Source organism: Paenibacillus oryzisoli, assembly GCF_050467285.1.
In the GTDB taxonomy this organism is placed as follows: Bacteria; Bacillota; Bacilli; order Paenibacillales; family NBRC-103111; genus Paenibacillus_E; species Paenibacillus_E oryzisoli_A.
Genome location: NZ_JBCMUN010000004.1, coordinates 67163 through 82916, shown reverse-complemented (window position 1 = coordinate 82916; position 15754 = coordinate 67163). Strand labels below are relative to the sequence as shown.

The window sequence follows — 15754 nt, the reverse complement described above, 5'->3', positions numbered from 1 at the left end:
ATGAGCGGGAAAAGCGGAGTGAGTGGGATGAGCGGGAAAAGAATACTGATTGTCGACGATGAGCCGAAAATTATCCGCTTTATTGCCGCGAACCTGAAGTCGCTGCAGTATGAGACAGCCGCTTGTCAAAGCGGTGCCGAGGCGCTGGAGCAGGTGGATCTGTTCGACCCGGATCTGATTCTGCTCGATCTGATGATGCCGGGGATGGATGGCTTCGAGGTGCTGAGGCGGCTGCGGTCGTTTTCGAGCGTGCCGGTTATTATGCTGACGGCGAGAAGCAACAGCGCCGACAAGGTGCAGGGCTTGAATCTCGGGGCTGACGATTATTTGACGAAGCCGTTCTCGCTTGACGAGCTGTTTGCCCGCGTGAATGCGGTGCTGAGGCGACTCGACGGACGGATGCCAGCGCCTGCGGCAGCTAGCGAGCTTGTCGTAGGGCCGGTGACGGTGCAGCTTGCCCAGCGCAGCGTGAAGGTCGGCGGTACCCTGCTGAAATTGACGGAAACGGAATACAACCTGTTTGTACTGCTGCTGCAAAATGCGGACAAAGTGATGACGCATGAACAGCTGCTAAGCGAGATTTGGGGGAGCGAGTATCGGGATGAAGTGGAATATTTGCGAGTGACGATCGCCCGTATTCGCCAAAAGCTGAAAGCCCACGCCGGCGGGCAGGAGCTCATTGTCACCTATCCGGGCGTGGGCTATATGGCCAAGCAAACGTAACTTTGGCATGTCGGGGCAGATCCTCAGGCGAGATCACGCAGGGGAGGCATGTCCGCAGGGCGGAGGTGGCCACCCTTCACTGTATAAAGCTCCTGCAGAAATCTGCCCTTAAAGTGGGCTTACCCGCCTTATCCGGATGCGCCAATCCGTCTATAATCAGGTTGTAAGCGAATACATCAGGGATATATAAGGGGGAATTACCAATGATGAACTACCAATGATGAACTACCAATGATGAACTACCAATGATGAACCGTATGCTAATAACATCTCTGAGCCTGGTCCTGGCACTTGGCCTGACAGCCTGCGGCAACGGTAACGGCGGCAATGCTGCAGAGGGTAAGGGAGACGGGAAGACAGGCCGGCTCGGGGGACAAGACCAAAATGTGGTGGACCGGAGCTATACCGCCGGAATTATGCTGCTGGATCTGGAGGACCCCCGCAAGGTGATCGGCATGAGCAGGCAGCCGCTGCTGGCATCGGAGCATAGATAAGATTGGAAGCAGGCTGAGGGCGGAAATGCGGAGTAACAGTGGGGCCATGTGCCATGATTGGAGCGGCTTGCGCGGAGATTGTGCATGAAGTGCAACAATGCTAGATCAATAGCAGCGACCGTGGGGAGATTGTGCATAAAATGCAACAATACAGCTCAGTAGTAGCGACCAACGCAGAAATCCTGCACAAGGTGCAACAAAAACCGGGGCTGTACTTTAAAAGGAAACTTTGCTGATGCAGAAAAGGTTAGTATTACTCTGCCATTTCCGAAGCTGAACAGGAATACGTCGACTTTCTGAAAAGAGTAATAAAGCATCACTGTTGAAATCATCATTCGCTGATGATCGAGTGTTTTCAAAAAAATATGAAAGAGGTGTTTATTTATGCTAAAAAAGTTAAGCTTATTAAGTTTAATTGTTTGTATGCTCACCTGTCTGTTAGTTGTCGTTCCTTTGACAGCAAGCGCGGCGGGTACAATTGTAAGCTATCCATTACCGTCGATTTATACCACGACCAGTCAATACACGGTAACAGCAGACTCTACAAATATACCGGTAATCGACACTTCGGCGGTATTTGTAAACTATAATTATTGTAATTTCTCTTTTTCAGGTACGACTACAATCACAATAACAGCAAGCGAGACAATCAATACCTATAATATTTCTCCCAAAGCTTTGGGAATCACTGCAACAAAGAGCGGAAATACACTTACATTTACACTTTCATCACCAACATATCTTATCGTTAAAATCAATAACCTGAAGGATCTGGTTATTGCGGCAGATGCTCTCGAAACCAATGTTCCGGCTTCATCCGGTACAGGTATATACAATGTTAAAACGCAATACGGTGCCGACAGTACCGGTGCCTCTATGGCTACAACTGCAATACAAAACGCCATAAATGCGGCTAACGCAGCAGGTGGCGGTATAGTATACGTTCCAGCCGGAGTTTATAAGTGCGGAAACCTTGTTTTAAAAAGCAATGTTTCGGTTTATCTGGCGGGTGGTTCTGTTATAAGGGGTTCAGGAAATCCGAGCGATTACACTACCCATTTTCATAAGAATTCTCTGGGTAAGGATGGAACATGGTTTATTTATACCGAAACAAATGCAAACAATATTAAAATATACGGCAGGGGGACTATTGACGGCAATGGCCATTATATGAGAAATACAAACAATTATTTGAACAATATTCTTGTGCCCTTGCAGACCAGCAACTTCACGGTTGACGGCATAATAATAAGAGACAGCGGGGGCTGGGCTACGATCGTTACCAGATCTAATAACGTAACCTTCCTGAATACAAAGCACTTCAACAACAATGAACTTGATTATGAAAATGATGCAATAGATATTCAAGAGAGCCAGAATGTACTCATAAAGCATACTGTAGCAGTATCGGAGGATGACACCTACTCATTTAAGACCTGGGATGTAGCAACTACCGATATTGCTGCTAACTGGCCCGGAACTCCTGAGAACCAGTCAAATGTAGTTGTGGATGATGCTTTGGCCTGGAGCAGATGCGGAGCATTCAAGGTTGGAGATGGAGTGAAACAGCTTCAGGATGGCATCGTTGTTAAAAACTCTTTTGTATTCAGGAGCTGGCGTGCTTTAGCCGTAGGTCATCTGTATGGGACTCCAGCGGCACAAAACATTATTTTTGACAATATAGATGTCGAAGGCTTCTGGCCAAGGTCCGGCGTTCACTCCAGATGGTTTGATCTTTCTGCAAAAACCGGTCCGATCAAAAATGTGGTCTTTAATAATATCAATTTACGCGCTTTAGGTGAAGTTTCAATAATGAAGGGTTGGAGTGATACATCTACTGTCTCCGGAGTTACATTAAACAATGTTCGCGTCGGTGGAGTTGCGGCAACTAATTTGACAGATTTGAAAATAACAGATACGAACAGCTACGCGGCAGAACCAAAATTCAACACATTGAAATTTGAAGCGGAAGGCTATAACCTTAGCTCAGGTGTTCTTTCCTATGAATCCAGCACAGATGGCGGGCTGAATGTGGGTGGAGGAAGCAACGGCGACTATATAGCATTTAAAAATGTAGACTTTGGCAGTACAGCTAAAACAAGTATTGATCTGAAGGTTGCATCGGCTAATTCCGGCGGAAGGATCGAATTCCACTTGGATAGCCCTACAGGCACTATGCTGGGTTATTGGACGGCAGAAAGCACAGGCGGATGGCAGACATGGTCAGTCAAGAATATCTCGCTTAATGCCGGGACAGCTGTAGGAACCCATACGGTATATGTTACTTTTGTTAAGTCAGGTTCAAGCACAGTTGCAAATTTAACTTGGTTCCAGTTCAAATAGAATGGAAACGGTTTGATTTAATTGCAATATCAAATGATATGTCCTCTTCATTCAGCTAAAGTTTTTTCCTACGACTGACCAACTAACACAAAAAAACAGCAAGTCTCCTAAGTGAAATAGGGACTTGCTGTTTGAGGTTTCAATTAATTCTTAAAGCTATGAATTGGAGCTGACAGGTTTTCAAAGGACTGTCTTGTGCGTGAAGAGCAAACGTTTGAAAGATTGTTTACGCCGCAGTATGGCTATTTTGAACATCAATCACCACAATATCCCATGCAATTGATGCTTAACCTTTATGAAATTCCTTCGGATGATCATGCTTTACATATAACACAAGTTTATCCCAGTGAGTTTAGTATTGATTACGTGCGTTGTTATCAGGAAAATGGTAAGAATCATTCATTCTGCTACGAATACAGTAGGCTCTGAGGGTAGGATTCACTCTCGGAGCTTTTATTATTTTGGCAGAAGGAACGTTTCACCTTTCTTGCCGGTCTATGACAGCCACTCTTGGAGTGGCTGTTATTTTTTTTGGACCGTTATTCACGCTTTACCAAATATGAAAAGAAGATGCTTCATGTATTGCATATCGAAAAACCTGCCCCACACCTTGAATTTCCCCCCTGCCCGCGGAAAGTGACCTATACTATAATACAATAGATAAAGACTATCTTCGTACAAGGGAAAGGTGCGGGTGTCACCTATGAATAAGCAAGCCTTCTGGTCGTGGCTGCCACGGCTGTTCCATTCCTTTTCGCTCAAACAACGGATTTGGTTTACTTTCGTTATCTTCATTACGGTAGGTTTAGTTGCCACAGGCAGCATTGCTTACCTTATCGCTTCTAAGGAGATTCAGCGGAATGCCATGCAATCCAGTCAGGATACCGTGAATCAATCCGCACAAATCGTGAATGAAAGATTAAAAAATATCGGCACGGCCGTCCGTGCCCTCATGTTCAGCGATGCTTTCAAGCAGTTGATGAAGGATGTCCAGAACAAGGACAGCTCCAGCTACTTTAAGTCATTGACGTCTTTGCAATACGTTTTTTCGCAAGTGAAATTTAATGATTCCATGATTGAAAGCATTCTGATCGCTACTCCCATAGGGGACTTTTACCCGACCTCAAGTGTGCGTAATAACGCCAATTCCTTTTACCAATCGGACATGTTTAAGCAATTTCAGCTGATGAAGCGGGGATTCTGGAGCAAGGGGCATGTGGATCCTTTCTTTACGGGGAATCAGCGGGTCATCTCGCTTGTTGCCGAAGGGGTGAGCGAAGATTCGTACATACGCAATGAGTCGACGAATGTGTATGTGGTCATCAATGTGAAGGAAGATGATATTCGCGATCTATTTATGGAGAACTTAACGGATCCCAATAAGCACTATTATTTCGTGGATTCGCAGGGGGAAGACATTAATTATGCGGATCGCACCCAAGATCGAACGTTTATGCAGCGTCCCGATTTCGTGGAACAATTAAGTGACGATAGCAAGGGATCCTTTTTCTATCGTGATTCCGATCGCAAAGACTATCTCGTGAACTATGCTCGACTAGACGTTAAGGATGACTGGATGATTGTCGGTATTCAAGCCAAGGACAACCTGTTAGCCAAGCTGAACGGCATCAAGCAAGCCACGACGTATGTAACGATCGGCTTTATCGTCGTTTCCCTTTTTATCACGAATAATTTAACGCTCCTCTTGCTCAAGCCGCTGTTCCGATTGCAGAAGTTAATGAAGCGGGTCGAAGATAACGATCTGGATGTGCGTTTCGAAAGTGTGTATCAGGATGAAGTGTCACAGGTGGGTTTTCGTTTCAATCGGATGTTGGATGAGATCAAGCAGCTCATTGCCGATGTGAAGAATCGGGAACGCGATAAGCGGAAAGCGGAGATTAAGGCCCTGTCAGCGCAAATGGATCCACATTTTTTCTATAACACACTCAATACGATCTACTGTAAATCGGTGCTGGGGGAGAACGATGATGTGAATGAAATGATTTTGGCCTTATCGAATATGTTCCAATTGAGTTTAAGCGGAGGCAGGGATCTAATCACGCTTGCAGATGAGGTGGATCATGTTCGACAATATATGGCCATTCAGCAGAGGTCCTATGAGAATTTATTCGTCTTCCAATTGGATGTTGAGCCTGAGCTTCAGGCGTGTCTTGTACCTAAAATCATGATTCAACCACTTATTGAAAATAGTATTTTGCATGGTTTCAAGGACATAAAGACCGGTGGAGAAATCCAGCTCACAGCGCGAGCAGATGGGGATTGGCTGCATATCACGGCGGAAGATAATGGTCACGGACTCGTTCCTGAGCTGTTGCGCCAAAGCCTGCTGCATCCTACAACCTCGAAGCATGGCTACGCACTGCGCAATATTTACACGCGTCTTCAACTGTACTATGGGACTGAGCAGCGGATGGAGATCACGACGAACGAATGGGGCGGCGCCCGTATTGATTTATGGCTGCCACGGTATGAAAAAGAGGAGGATTTCCATGGACCGACTAGTTAAGCTATGCGTAGTGGACGATATTCGAAGTGTTGTGGATATGATTACGAAAAAAATACCGTGGGAAGAACATGGCATCGAAATCGTGGGAAGTGCGACAGATGGCGAGGAAGGTTTTGCGGTGATTCGTGAAACCCGGCCAGACCTGATTCTAACGGACATTCGTATGCCCAAAATGGATGGCTTGGAAATGACCCGCAATATTATGGGGATTATGCCGACGAGTAAAGTCATTATTTTAAGTGCCTATACCGACTTTGATTATGCCCAAAGAGCGATCCAATATGGCGCACTCGACTATGTGAAAAAGCCCTTTTCCATTGATCAAATCGTGAAAGCTGTTCGTAAAGCGAAGGAAGTCTGGGAACAAGAGAACCTGAGCCGTAAGCAGTTGATCGGACTTCAACAGAAGATTAAGGAGAGCATGCCTGCGCTCCGACAGGAGTACTTATCCCTCCTCGTTAATCATATAACGAATGAATCCGAATTAGCGCGCCTATCGGACTTTCTGGATATTAATGAGCTGAAACCGCCATTTGCCGTGATGACGATTCAAATTGATCAATTTACCGATAAATATGGCGAGGTGCCTGTGAAAGAACTGGAGCTTGTCCGTTTTTCCTTGCAAAATATCGTCGAAGAGACGATTGCCTTTTATGGGGCGGCTGTCGTGTTTCGTGAGGGGCTCAATCGTTACATCTGTATTCTCAATGTTGCGAGCCAAGAGCTGCCGATGACGATTGCGGATCACTGCTGCGCGAACATTGCGCGTCATACCAAATTCACGATTTCCATCGGCATCGGGCAATGTGTTGAAACGGTCCAAGAGCTGCCCAAAAGCTATCAGCAGTCGCTTAGCGCGTTATCGTATCATTTTTATACAGGTGGAAATGGTGCTTTCAGCTTCAATACGGATGGATCGGCACTTCCTGTGGAGTGGATTTATACTGAAGATAGCGAGAATGAATTTCTATTCGCTTTCCGCTCAGGCAATCGAGACGCATGCGTTAAGTGGGCGATGAACATTTTCACCGAGATGGGAAAAGTAACCGTTCTCCCGGAACCAAGTGTCGTTGATCGGTTGTTGCAAGGACTTGTGCTGCGGATGTTGCGCGTGTTGATGGAGAAATTCCCTCGTCCTAGCCTGGCAGAATTCGAGGCTAAGACGCTTGAAATTCGAGACAGCGGTGCCGCTATCCAGGAGTACCGCACATGGTTTATCGAGCTGTGCGAAATCGGCTGCCGTCTAATTCATCAGGAACGGGCTAGTGAGTCACAGAAAATTATTCACCGTTCAGCGGATTATATCAAAGCGAATTTGGATCTCGATTTGACGCTGGAGCACTGCGCGAAGCAGGTGAATTTGAGCTGGGGTTACTACTCGAACCTGTTCAAAAAAGTGACAGGGTCGACGTTCCAGCAGTTCGTTACCCATGCGAAAATGGAACGCGCGAAATCGATGTTGATCGAGGATTATCAGGTGCAGGAAATAGCGACACAGTTAGGCTACGAGCACCGTCGTTATTTTAGTGAAGTGTTCAAAAAGCAGACAGGTCTAACGCCGACTGAATTCAAAGAAATGTCTTTGGGCAAGTCCTCCAAGCCGTGAGGGCTTGCCTGTTTCTTAGGCAGAGGAAAGGGCAACATATAGAAATATCTGCCCTCGTTCAAGAGTTGACCTCATTATCAGGACATCGGAATTCTTTTACTATTAGAAGTGTAAACAACAGATTTAAGGGAGGCTTACACATGATGAGAAAATTAGGGACGGTCACATTAGCAGTAGCACTTGCAGGTAGTTTAGCCGCTTGCAGCTCCAACAAAACCGAAACAGCAGCAAGCCCAGCGGCGTCTACGAAAGCATCCGATCAACCGACGAGTGCGGCTCCTGTCAAGGCAAAAACGAAGCTCGCTTATTGGACGAATGATCGTCATGATATGGACTATATCAAATCCGTCGTTCAAAAGTTTAACGAAACGAATAGCGACAATATTGAAGTAGAAATGGTTGTAAAGACGGAAGACTTCAACCAAGCGATTGATCTAGCTTTTGCTTCCGGTCAGGCACCTGATATTATTCGTGTCAAAGAAAATACAATTCAACCTTTTGCCGCAAAAGGTTACCTCAAACCTATCGATTCCTACTTAACGGATGCAATTAAAAAGGAATTCCCTGTCATTGACGATTTTAATCGTATTGGTGGAAAAATGTACAGTCTTCCGAACTATGGCTCGACGATTCGTCTCGTCTATAACAAAGAGCTGTTCGCTAAAGCAGGCATTGCGGCGCCTCCAAAAACAATAAAAGAAATGGTTGAGGATGCGAAGAAAATTACAGCTGTCGGTAAAGCCAATGGCGCCTACGGGTTTGCCTTAAATTTCAAAAGTCCGGAAAGTGCACTAGGTCGTTCAGCAAGGGCTATCGCGGAAGTAAGTGGTTTCGGTGGATTTGGCTTTGATTTCAAGACGGCGAAGTTTGACTTCACAGGATACAAAGATATTATTCAATCGTTTAAGCAAATGGTAGACGATGGCAGTACATTGCCAGGTATGGAATCCTTGGATATTGATCCACTGCGTGCACAATTCGCTGAAGGTAAAATCGGCATGTATATCTCCTACTCCTCGGAGCCAGGTGTATACGCGAATCAGTTCCCAGCTAAGATTGAGTGGGCAGGAGCACCGGTTCCGACAATTGATGGAACGGTCAAAGGAGCAAGTTCATTCTTAGGCGGTCAATGGCTTTCCATCAGCAATACGACCAAAAACGCCGATCAAGCTTGGAAGTTCATGCAGTACATGTACCAAGACGACGTCTTGAAAACGTATCATGAAAAAGGCTTCGGTTTGTCGATGGTACCTTCTGTATCTTCCGTTGCCAAAACACCAGAAATTAAAGGGATTGAAGGGTTCTTGCCAAATGGGAATGACGGCACATGGCCGTTACAACCAACTGTGACAGTTGAAGGTATGAAATACAATGATGCATTCTTCAAATATATGATCAGTGGCGGCAACTTGGATCAACTTATTCAAGATTTGAATAAACGCTATAACGATGCGCTGGATAAAGCTGTGGCCAAAGGCGATGTCAAAGTAGCGCCAAATGCAAGCTTTGATCCAATGAAATTGATGATGAAATAAGAGCCTAATAAGCGCTAATTGAAGAGTTAGGAAGCGAGAGTGGAGCTGAAACTCCACTCTCGCGCTCTTCATAGGGATAAATAATTCTTGGATAACAATGGAGGGAATGGGATGAACAGAACACGCCAGATCGGGTTTTCATATTTGTTTTTGTTTCCAAGCTTTCTACTGACCATGGTGCTGGGCGTCTATCCGATTGCTTGGGCAATTAGATACATGTTCTATGAATACAAAGGCTATGCTGCTCCAACATTTATTGGATTGGATAACTTCAGACGACTCTTTCAGGATACGGAATATTGGCATTCTGTCGAAAATACATTCGTATATGCAGGTGGAAAGCTGATCATCGCACTTCCACTATGCTTAGCACTTGCCGTTATATTAAACTCAAAGCTGCGTGGGCGCAACTGGTTGAGAGCGATCTATTTTATGCCTACCATCATTAGCTCGGCTGTCATGGCTGTTGTCTTTTTTATCATTTTCAACTCGTACAACGGCATTCTCAATCAGTATTTATTAAAGTTTCATATCATCTCTGAAAGAATCGATTGGCTCGGACCCAAGCATGCGATGCTGACAACGATCCTCATTGCGGTATGGGGGGCTGTGGGGAACTACATGCTGTTATTTCTGGCTGGTCTTCAAAATATCCCAAACGATGTGTACGAAAGCTCATCTTTGGACGGCGCAAACAAAATGCAGCAGTTCTGGTATCTAACGATTCCAATGCTAGGTCCTGTGCTGCAGATCGTGATTATGCTGGCGATCATCAACTCCCTCAAAGGGTATGAAAGCATCATGGTCCTAACGGAAGGTGGACCGGTAGGGAAGACGGAAGTGATGTATCTGTATGTCTATAAGCTTTTTTTTCCAACACCATCAGGATCTGTTACGGATCAACAATTTGGTTACGGTAGTGCTGTTGGTTTCGTGACGGCCCTCATTGTCGGCATTATCACGCTTGTCTATCATCTGATGTCGAAGCGCCTAAACAAACTTCAATAGGGAGGAGACTCGGGAATCATGGAAGTGACAAAATCGATATCTGCTGTTCAAATAAAGAAACAAACTCAGTCATTTTCAGTGGGGAAATGGGGCGGAAGAGCGCTGCTCTGGTTGTTTTTACTGATTACCGCTTTGCTCATCGTTTTCCCTGTCATTGTGACTTTTTTAGGCTCCTTTATGTCCAATTTGGAGATTACCAAGGGGGGGAAGATATTCCCGTCTTCCTGGCATTTTGAAAATTATAAGGAAGCTTGGGTACAGGCTAACTTTGCGAGATTTACTTGGAATAGCTTGTTCCTGAGTGGAGCAACGACGATCGGCGTGTTGACCGTAGCTTCTATGGCAGCTTATGTGGTTGATCGCATCAACTTTCCAGGGAAATCGATCTATGTGGCGATTCAAGCGTCCACGATGTTCATCTCCATTGGCGCAGTTGTCATTAGACCTCAGTTCGAGTTGATGGTTAAGCTGAACCTAAACACAAGTTTATGGGGAGTTGTCCTCATTCTCGTCAGCGGACACGCATATATTTTCTTCATTTTACTAAGCTTTTTAAAAGGTATTTCCCGGGATTTAGATGAAGCGGCAAGGATTGACGGCTGTTCCAACGCCGGCATTTTCTGGCGAATTATTTTGCCGCTAATGCGCCCAGGGCTAGGCGTAGGTGCGCTGTTTACCTTTTGCGGAGCGTGGAATGAGTACTTGCGTCCGTTAGTGTTTACAATGACCAACCCGAAGTTACAAACATTGACTGTTGGGCTATCCTACTTGCGATATGGCTCATCAGCAGCGGTTCAAACACATTATATGCTTGCGGGAGCTTGCTTATCGATTCTGCCGTTGTTGGTTGTGTATATGATTGCGAATCGTTCATTCATGCAGATGACGGCTGGTTCATTGAAAGGCTAGGAGGACTTCAGAACATGGACATCAAGAGATTAGAGAAATTGCGGTGGAACGCAAGTAGCTCGGAGTTTCAAACAACGATGGAGCTGCTGCGTCGGGATGCAGAAGAAGCGATGCAAATCACACTCGTCATTGACTCTCAAGAGCAAGGCGAATGGATGAACTATTATTATTGTGATGAAGGTGGGACTCGGCTCACTTTCCAGTGGGGCGCATAGCCAGATCGGTCAAGCCGTGTATCATGTGGCTTTACTCCATGCCCTAGAGCCAGATGAGAAACGACTGCATCTCGTACAATCATATCTCATGGCGTATGCCGATCACTATGAAACGTACGCCATTCACGGAAACATTCCCTATAACGCGCCTGGCAAACTTTTTGCCCAAACGATGGATGAAGCACATTGGATCACGGATTTGGCGCTTGCTTTTGATATGACTCAGGAGCATTTAACGCCTGATGAACTCGCTTATATTATGAGCAGGGCTGCTTGAGCCCTGTGCTCGATTTCTCATTGCGTGGCCGTCCGGTGCCACGACGACATCGAACGGTCGGATGCCCACGGGCACGCGGGCCGTCATGGTGAAGGTGTCGGTGTCGAGAATTTCAAGCTGGCTGGCGCTTGAGCCGCGGTACACACCGACATAGACTTGCTTGCCGTCCGGCGAGACGGCAAGGCCCATTGCGCCGGCCCGATACTCGCCGTAGCGGGGGTTCTGGCCGACGCTGGACAGGTACGGCACCAGCGCAAGCCGTTTGCGCAGCGCCGTGTCGATGACGGCGATGCCTTCCGCCGTCGACACGTAGGCGCGGTGCTGCGGTCCGAGGTCGGCCGCGAACGGAGCGCGGCCGACCACGAGCTTGTCGTACGTTCCGCTCGCCGGATCGAGGAAGGAGAAGTAGTCGCTCTTCGAATGCGTGACGAGCAGTGTCGGTTTCATCGCGGTCGCGGGCGTTGGGGCCGGCGAGGCGGAGGCCGCGGGCGCCAAAGGGTGGCCGCCTCCGCAAGCGGCAAGCAGCAGAAGGAGGGTGAGCGGTGTCAGCAGGCCGCTCACCGGTCTGGAATGGAAGAGCATATACAATCACCTCGATGGATATGTTTGGAAAGCATCACGTTCGAAGCTGAGATGCTGTCTGTCAGTTGGATATTTTCCTGCAGCAGTCGATATAGCAAGAGGGTGCCCCTCAAAAGCCGATCTTTCCGGCTTTCAGAGGCACCCTTTTGCATTTATCGGCTAAGCTGCGCCGTACCCGCAACTGATGCCCAGCCGCCGACTGGCGCTACGGTGTAGGTTGTGCCCGGCACGAGTTCGGCATTGCTCTGCAGAGCGAAGGTGCCCGTCGCGCCCTTGCGGGATGTCAGCGTGTACTCCGCAGTCAGCACTTTCCCGTCCGCAGCCGTTAGCGTGACCCGACGCGATACGAAAATTTCATCCTTTGGATCGGCTGCAAGCGTAATGTTTACGGTTTTGTTGTCTACCGCAGCTGCCGTTCGAATCGTCACCGGCGCGATATCTTTCGCGACGAACGACGCCTCTTTCAGCGTTGCCCAGTCGGCTGAAATGGTGTACTTCACGCCCGGTTTGAACGCTGCGCCGTTTGGCAGGATAAATTTCGGCGCCTGGCGGCCGTCGGTCGCTTGCGTGAACGGCAAGTAGTTCGCTGTCATCGTCTCGCCGCCTTCCGGCGTGATCTGCACCTGACGATTCCGCATGGAGGACAGGATTTGGTACGTCACGCCGTTGTAAGCGTTGTGCTCATCGACGATGAAAGCGCCTGGCCGGCTTTTGCTATACGCGGCAATGACATAGCCATAGTCAGAAACACCGTCTGTCAAATGGGATTCCACTTCAAACAGATCGTTCGCGACTTGCTGCGTGGAGGCGAGTGCAATCTTCTCCGTGCTGGCCGTAAAAGATCCCGCTGCCTTGCCCTTGTACGTCAGCGTGTACGTCGTTCCCGCCTTTTGGGTCGGTACCGGAACGATATAGGTCGACACAGCGCCTGTTTTCAGCCGCGGCACGTTGCTGATCGCCAGCCCGTTATCCAAAACGAAGTTTTTGGAAGCGGGTTCCAATTCCAACTCCGCGGCCGGGATCGGACCGGAGAATGTGACTTGCAGGGTAATGGCATTCAGCACTTCGAGCTTGGTTACGCGAATCGGCGCTTTTTGCTGCGCTTCGTAGATAAGCAGGGCAGCCTGCCCGCGTGTTACGGTGCTTCCCGCCGCGGCAAAGCTCTGCAGCTCGCGAATCACCGCAGCATCGACTTGCAAGGCGCCGGCCAACAGCGCGGCAAGCTCCCCGGATGCTACTGCCGCACCCCCGTCAAATTGCGCAGATGTCAGCACGCCCTCGGCATGCAGCGCGGCGGCATAGCTGTAATACCATTCTTTTCCCGTCAAGTTGGCGAATGGGTTGGCGGCATCACCCGCGGCTTGATCCAGATGCAGGGCCAGCGTCATCATTTTCGCCACCTCTGCACGCGTCACCGCGCGATCCGGTTTAAACGAGTTGTCCTCATAGCCGGACACGACATGCTGCCCGGAGAGCGCTTCAATCGCAGCCTGCACTTGCTGCGCGGCCCCTGCTGTATCCCCGAACGGGCTGGCGGCCAAAGCGTTAAACGGAAGAACCGAGGATAACCCGATGGCGGCGGAAATCGTGAGAACGGCTAAAGCTTTTTTCGTTGTTTTCATATGCATATGCTCCTTTGAAAGTTAGTTGGATTTGCTTGCTAGTTATGTTGCCTACAGGTACTAGCTTACAGGGAGGCGCATTACAATCGCATAAAAAACAGCATGCAAACATTACAATTTCATAAAAAAAGAACCTGCCCAGCTGCAACGCTTAGCAAGTTCCTTCTTTGCTTATTTGATGCTCATCGGCATCCCCTTGATCTGTTCTTCATCCGGCGTGACAAAAAGTGTCTTCTGGTTGACATATATGACAAATCCAGGCTTCGATCCGCTAGGCTTGTGCACATGCCGAATCGTGGTGTAGTCCACTGGGACGCGGCTTGAGTTCTTGGCCTGGGAGAAATAGGCGGCGAGCTGCGCGGCTTCGTGCAGCGTCTTCTCGCTAAAGTTATCTCCACGTACGACGACGTGTGAGCCCGGAATATCCTTCGTATGCAGCCAAGTGTCGGTTGCCGCCGCCAGCCGATTCGTTAAATACTCGTTCTGCGTATTGTTTTTACCCACGTAAATTGGAACGCCCTCGCTCGACGAGTAGCACGCCAGATTGGGCTTGTCTTTTTTCTTCTTTTTCCGCTGTTTCTTGGCACGATCCCGCACATAGCCTTGTTCCATCAGCTCGTCGCGAATTTCCTCAATATCCGAGAGGGAGGCGACGCTGAGCTGCAATTGCAAGGTGGCCAGGTAGTCCAGTTCCTGATGGGTTTGCGCGATTTGCTCGGTGACGATGGCGGTGCTGTTTTTGAGTTTCGTGTACTTTTTAAAATAGCGTTGCGCATTCTCCGAAGGGTTCAGCAGCGGATCCAGCGCAATCGTGATGGACGCTTGCTCCTCATCGTAATAATTGATCGTCTCGACTTCGCGGTCGCCCTTTTTAATGAGATGAAGTGAAGCGGTCAGCAGTTCGCCCAAAATCCGCTGCTTATCCGCCCCCTTGGACTCCTCGATCGTTTCCTGCAATTTTTCCAGTTTCTTAACATTCTTATTGATTTCATTCTGAATAAAACGAAGCAAATCGCTGACACGTTGCTTTACCGTATCCCGCTCGGCTTTATCGCCGTAAAAATGCTCCAGGCACGCGCTCGGAGACGCGTACGTTTTCACTTGACCCGCAATATGCGTTAGCGGCGTAATGCTGAAAAACATTTTACCCGTGTCGGACTGCTCCACGATCACCGGTTCATAGCGCTGCTCGCGCACCTCGGTCAACAGCGCTTGAAACGCTGGCCACAACCCGCCGCCGCTCGCGCTGCGATGCACCAGCTCCTTCGCCACCAGCGGACTCAGGCCGCTGAAGGAAGCGACGAGCTTTTGCTCCAGCTTCAACTCTTGGAATGCGTCATCCTTGCCCTCACCGCCCATGGCTCGCTCGAAGGCATCCTCATCCACGGTTAGCGGATTCAGCTTGTCTTGCTCCGGCGGAGTGACGTAGGTGATCCCCGGCATCACAATCCGATACGAGCTGATCGCCGGTGTGACGTGATGAATACCGTCCAGAATCGTGTCGCTCGCGGGATCGAGCAGGATGATATTGCTGTGGCGCCCCATGATCTCGATGAGGATGACTTTGACGCTCATATCGCCTAGCTCGTCGCGGTGCCGAACCGTCAAGCGCACGACGCGCTCTAGTCCGACTTGTTCCACAGCTTCGATAATGCCGCTCTCGCAATGTTTGCGCAGCAGCATGCAGAACATCGGCGCGTCCAGTGGATTGAGTGTCGCTTGCTCGGTGAGCTGCACCCGCGGATATGTCGGGTTTGCCGACAGCAGCAGCTTCAAATTTTGACCTTGCGCCCTGATTTGCAGCACAACGTCGTTCTCGTTCGGTTGATGAATTTTATTAATGCGGCCTCCGACGCAGCTTTGCAGCTCGTGCACAACGGCGTGAAGGACGAGTCCATCGAGTGACATGATGC

The 15754-nt window shown here is 48.6% G+C and carries 13 protein-coding genes; 10 read left to right on the top strand and 3 right to left on the bottom strand.

Annotated features, from left to right (window positions below):
- The 10 genes from ABE504_RS05005 (at position 1) to ABE504_RS04960 (ending at position 11637) form a co-directional block, all read left to right on the top strand.
- Complete coding sequence (locus ABE504_RS05005; protein WP_430085340.1) at positions 1–723, top strand: response regulator transcription factor; 723 nt, start codon at positions 1–3, stop codon at positions 721–723.
- 257 nt (positions 724–980) lie between these two features.
- Complete coding sequence (locus ABE504_RS05000; protein WP_430085337.1) at positions 981–1217, top strand: hypothetical protein; 237 nt, start codon at positions 981–983, stop codon at positions 1215–1217.
- A gap of 384 nt (positions 1218–1601) precedes the next feature.
- Positions 1602–3560 (top strand): carbohydrate-binding protein, encoded by a 1959-nt coding sequence (locus ABE504_RS04995; protein ID WP_430085335.1) that lies wholly within the window; start codon positions 1602–1604, stop codon positions 3558–3560.
- 703 nt (positions 3561–4263) lie between these two features.
- Positions 4264–6087, top strand: a complete 1824-nt coding sequence (locus tag ABE504_RS04990; RefSeq protein WP_430085332.1) for a sensor histidine kinase — start codon at positions 4264–4266, stop codon at positions 6085–6087.
- Positions 6071–7693 carry a response regulator gene (locus ABE504_RS04985; protein WP_430085329.1) on the top strand — a complete coding sequence of 541 codons (1623 nt, stop codon included), beginning with the start codon at positions 6071–6073 and terminating at the stop codon, positions 7691–7693. Before ABE504_RS04990 ends, ABE504_RS04985 begins: the two co-directional genes overlap by 17 nt.
- A gap of 140 nt (positions 7694–7833) precedes the next feature.
- Entirely contained in the window at positions 7834–9228 is a 1395-nt protein-coding gene (locus tag ABE504_RS04980) for an ABC transporter substrate-binding protein (RefSeq protein ID WP_430085326.1), read from the top strand.
- A gap of 111 nt (positions 9229–9339) precedes the next feature.
- Positions 9340–10236, top strand: coding sequence for a carbohydrate ABC transporter permease (locus tag ABE504_RS04975; RefSeq protein ID WP_430085323.1), 897 nt, complete (start codon positions 9340–9342; stop codon positions 10234–10236).
- An 18-nt stretch (positions 10237–10254) separates the two neighbouring features.
- Positions 10255–11145, top strand: coding sequence for a carbohydrate ABC transporter permease (locus tag ABE504_RS04970; RefSeq protein ID WP_430085320.1), 891 nt, complete (start codon positions 10255–10257; stop codon positions 11143–11145).
- Positions 11146–11159: 14 nt separating this feature from the next.
- The gene (locus tag ABE504_RS04965; protein ID WP_430085317.1) at positions 11160–11360 is read left to right on the top strand and encodes a hypothetical protein; all 201 of its coding nucleotides are present in this window, start codon (positions 11160–11162) and stop codon (positions 11358–11360) included.
- Complete coding sequence (locus ABE504_RS04960) at positions 11317–11637, top strand: hypothetical protein (protein WP_430085314.1); 321 nt, start codon at positions 11317–11319, stop codon at positions 11635–11637. The genes ABE504_RS04965 and ABE504_RS04960 overlap by 44 nt, the downstream gene beginning before the upstream one ends.
- Here the strand turns inward: ABE504_RS04960 and ABE504_RS04955 are convergent.
- The 3 genes from ABE504_RS04955 to ABE504_RS04945 form a co-directional block, all read right to left on the bottom strand.
- A complete protein-coding gene (locus ABE504_RS04955) occupies positions 11593–12219 on the bottom strand; it encodes a YncE family protein (RefSeq protein WP_430085312.1) in 627 nt (208 codons plus the stop codon). The genes ABE504_RS04960 and ABE504_RS04955 overlap by 45 nt on opposite strands.
- A gap of 152 nt (positions 12220–12371) precedes the next feature.
- Complete coding sequence (locus ABE504_RS04950) at positions 12372–13841, bottom strand: S-layer homology domain-containing protein (protein WP_430085309.1); 1470 nt, start codon at positions 13839–13841, stop codon at positions 12372–12374.
- Between the two features lie 171 nt (positions 13842–14012).
- A complete protein-coding gene (locus tag ABE504_RS04945) occupies positions 14013–15749 on the bottom strand; it encodes an Rqc2 family fibronectin-binding protein (protein ID WP_430085306.1) in 1737 nt (578 codons plus the stop codon).
- Between the last annotated feature and the right edge of the window lie 5 nt (positions 15750–15754).